We start from the raw sequence: 3157 nt of genomic DNA, 5'->3' as shown, positions 1-3157 counted from the left end.
ACTCGTCACCTGGTGCACGGGCGAGCCGCAAAACGGTGCGTCGCCGAGGTGCACGATGCTGCCGTGGTCGGTTACCGCCAACAGCCCGCCACCGTCCGGTGTTACCGCCAGGCCGACGAAGGATCCGACGTGACGTTGCTCATAGGGCGTGCCGTAGTGGATCGCGTCGCCGTATGCGTACAGGTGGCCGTCCGCGCCGAGCAGCCAGTAGCCATTGCCACCTGGTGTCGCTGCGGCACCGATGATCCGCGAGGATGCGGATTTCTTCGGGACCGAGCCGAAGTTGTGCGCCCCGCCGTAGCTGTAGACGCCGCCGGCGGCGGTGATGAGGTCGTACGCGTTGGTGGTCGAGCTTGGCGCCACGCCGGTCGAAGTCGACGCTGGGGCGGTCGTGGTCGTCGAGGTCGAGCCCGTCCCGCTCGTTCCCGTCGCCGTGGCGCTTGTCGGCGGTGCCAGCGTCTGGACGGTCGCCGGCAGCGTTGTCGTGGTCGTCGACGTCGAGCCGGTCCCGCTCGTGCCCGCCGTCCCTGACGTGCCCGCAGGTGTCCCGCTCGTGCCCGGGTACGTCGTCGTGGTCGTGGCGCTCTGTTCTTCGAGGCCGTAACGGGCAGAGCTCCCCGACGTCCCCGAACTCCCCGAGGTCCCTGCCGTCCCCGAGGTCCCTGACGTTCCTGCCGTCCCCGACGTGCCAGTCGTTCCTGACGTACCCGACGTCCCGCTCGTGCCCGACGTACCGCTCGTTCCTGACGGCAAGACGCAGCCATAGGTCGCCCCGGTGTGCACATCACTCGCAGGTCGCCGGGAGGTCGCGCCAGCGCGCCCGGTTGTCGCAAGGATCGTCGGCGCGATCGCAGCGAGGGACACCGTGGTGGCGATGCGGCGCGTCCAGCCACGTCGGCGTGCACTTCTTGGGGCGTGGTTCATGGACGTCTCTGCACTGGGTCGCAATTCGGCCGCATTGGCGGCCCGTACTGGGTGTCGACGCGCCGGGCGCGGGAAACCGATGAATTCCTGAAAAACCCGCCATTTGTTGGCGCTGTGGAGCACCCACCCTCGCGCGTCGAGCGCCCGGTGGCGAGAGTCCCTGCGCGCCCCTAACAGAGTGCTAACGCCAGATGGGCCGCTCGGATTGAGCGGCTTCGCGCGATCGCAACATTCGGCAAGACCGCCGATCGCGCTGGGATTCCGGGCGGCTGGACGGCAGACACGGCGACACCCGACCGAGCTCGGGGATCGCCCACCGAAGATGTCGCAGAATTCACCGATGCCACCTCGGTTCGGTCAATCGAGCCGCTATTGGTTCGATCGGGGGCGACCGATCAAGGGGGGCATCCGAGCTGACTTGCCTGTTGGGTCGTGGAGGTCCAGACTCGCCTGGCCGCGCGATCCCGGCTGGGGTCATCCCTGAAGGAGCGCTTGTTGTCAAGGCAGTGCCGGCCACAGGCCGGCTCCTTTGGCCTGTCGCTGTTGGGGGCTTCTGGCTCGTCGTGGTTCAGCGCGTGGGCGCGACGAATCGTCCCGACGTAATGGTCGGAAGGGAAGGGCGGTCAAGGCCGGCCGTGAGGCCGCCCGTAGGGGAAGCCTTGACGGTCCGGAGAGTTGGCGTCGCACAATGGGATCGAGGAGCCCGGCAGGGCTCCTCGATTGCCTCCGGCGCCGGCGTGTGCCGCGGTCGGGTCGGGGTGGTCAGGATTGCGGCGGGCGGCCTCCGGTGTTGGCGGGATGGGACGCAGGCCTGGCTTCAGCAACCCGGTCGAGTTGCCTGGACACGCCGATGGCTCGGGTGTCGGTCATCCCTTCGCCGCGGCGAGGCGGCATGAAGCCATTCGGCACAGCCGTGATGGGCGCAATCAAGTCTGGACGGCCGCCATGTGGGCCATGACCCCGTCGTGCTCGCACCACGGCTGCGTCCGAGCCGTCACGCCGTCTTCTCGGCAAGACAGCGGACCTCGCCGTCGCGCATGCCGTAGAAGACCAACGTGAGAAGTTTCCGTCCGGCGGCGACCTTGGCGATCATCTTGCCGCGCCGGGCGGCCAGGCGGCGGTAGTCCGCCTTCAAGAACACCGGGCCGCGTGGGCCGGTGGCCGCCTCCATCGCCGCCCAACGCACCAGCCGAGAACCCTGCTTGGTGATCCGCCCCCGCCGGATCGTGGTGTCGGACTCGTGGTGGCGGGGCGTCATCCCCGCCCAGCTGGCGAGCTGGCCGGGTCGCTGGAAGCGGGTGATGTCGCCGATCTCGGCGACGAACACCGCGGCCAGGGTCCGACCCACCCCGGGGATGGTCTGGAGCGCCTCATATGCCTTGTCGTCGGCGAGGCGGCGGTGGATCGCCGTGTCGAGCGCGGCGATCTCGGCGTTGTGCAACGCCACCAGCCGACGCATCGACTCGACACGCGCCTGGTAGGGCGCGTCGAGACAGAGCTCGTCAAGGACCAGGTTGCCGGCCACGCCGAACAGGTCGCTGAGGACCACGACCACGCCCTGCTTGGCGAGCACGGCATGCACCTGCAACTTGGCGTTGGTCCTGGCGCCAACCAGGCCATGACGGTGCCGGACCATCTCGCGCAGCTCCCGCAGCGCCGGCGGAGCGATCCAGGACTCCGGCAGCCGTCCCATGCGCAGCAGGTCGGCCAGCAGCTGCGCGTCGGTCTCATCCTTCTTCACCCGCTGATAGCCGAACGCCTTCACCCCCAACGGGTGCGCGAGGTGCACGACCGCGCCGTTCTCGGCCAGCACGTCGGCCGCCCAATACCAGCCCAGAGTCGCCTCCAGCACCACCTCCGGGCTCGGGCCGGCCTTGCCGATCTCAGCCGCGAAGGCCATCGCCGAGTTCTCCACGCGGCTGCGCTCAAGGACCGTCCCGTCGGGCGTCATGCGCACGAAGACGCTGCGCCGTCGGTGCAGGTCGATACCCACGTACTGTCGTTGCTGTTCCACCGGAGTCTCCTTCCGTCGTGGACGGGTTTGTTTGGCGACACCGAGTGTGCCCGGCACACCCGGTCCCGACCGACGGGAGGTACTCCGGCGGGACACCCCGCCACTGCTGCTCGAACCAGGCCTCATCACACACGCTCCTGGGACCACGGCGCCCCGGCCCGCTCGCACCAGCCGGGCCGATCACGCAGGAGCCGCGCAGCGCTCCTTCATACGATCAAG

At 69.1% G+C, this 3157-nt stretch carries 3 protein-coding genes; 1 reads left to right on the top strand and 2 read right to left on the bottom strand.

The window, feature by feature from the left end; all coding sequences use genetic code 11:
- Positions 1–363, bottom strand: a 363-nt coding sequence (locus M6444_RS15130) for a hypothetical protein (protein WP_298329037.1), incomplete at its 3' end; no start/stop codon positions are given.
- Here M6444_RS15130 and M6444_RS15125 point away from each other — a divergent pair.
- The gene (locus tag M6444_RS15125) at positions 344–604 is read left to right on the top strand and encodes a hypothetical protein (protein WP_298329035.1); all 261 of its coding nucleotides are present in this window, start codon (positions 344–346) and stop codon (positions 602–604) included. The genes M6444_RS15130 and M6444_RS15125 overlap by 20 nt on opposite strands.
- Positions 605–1918: 1314 nt before the next feature.
- Here the strand turns inward: M6444_RS15125 and M6444_RS15120 are convergent.
- Positions 1919–2938 carry an IS110 family transposase gene (locus tag M6444_RS15120; protein ID WP_298329032.1) on the bottom strand — a complete coding sequence of 340 codons (1020 nt, stop codon included), beginning with the start codon at positions 2936–2938 and terminating at the stop codon, positions 1919–1921.
- Positions 2939–3157: the final 219 nt, after the last annotated feature.

Origin of the sequence: Haloactinopolyspora sp. (assembly GCF_027324685.1) — a bacterium.
Lineage (GTDB): Bacteria > Actinomycetota > Actinomycetes > Jiangellales > Jiangellaceae > Haloactinopolyspora.
Note: the sequence above shows the minus strand (reverse complement) of the source record. Positions and strands in the feature narration are given on the sequence as shown.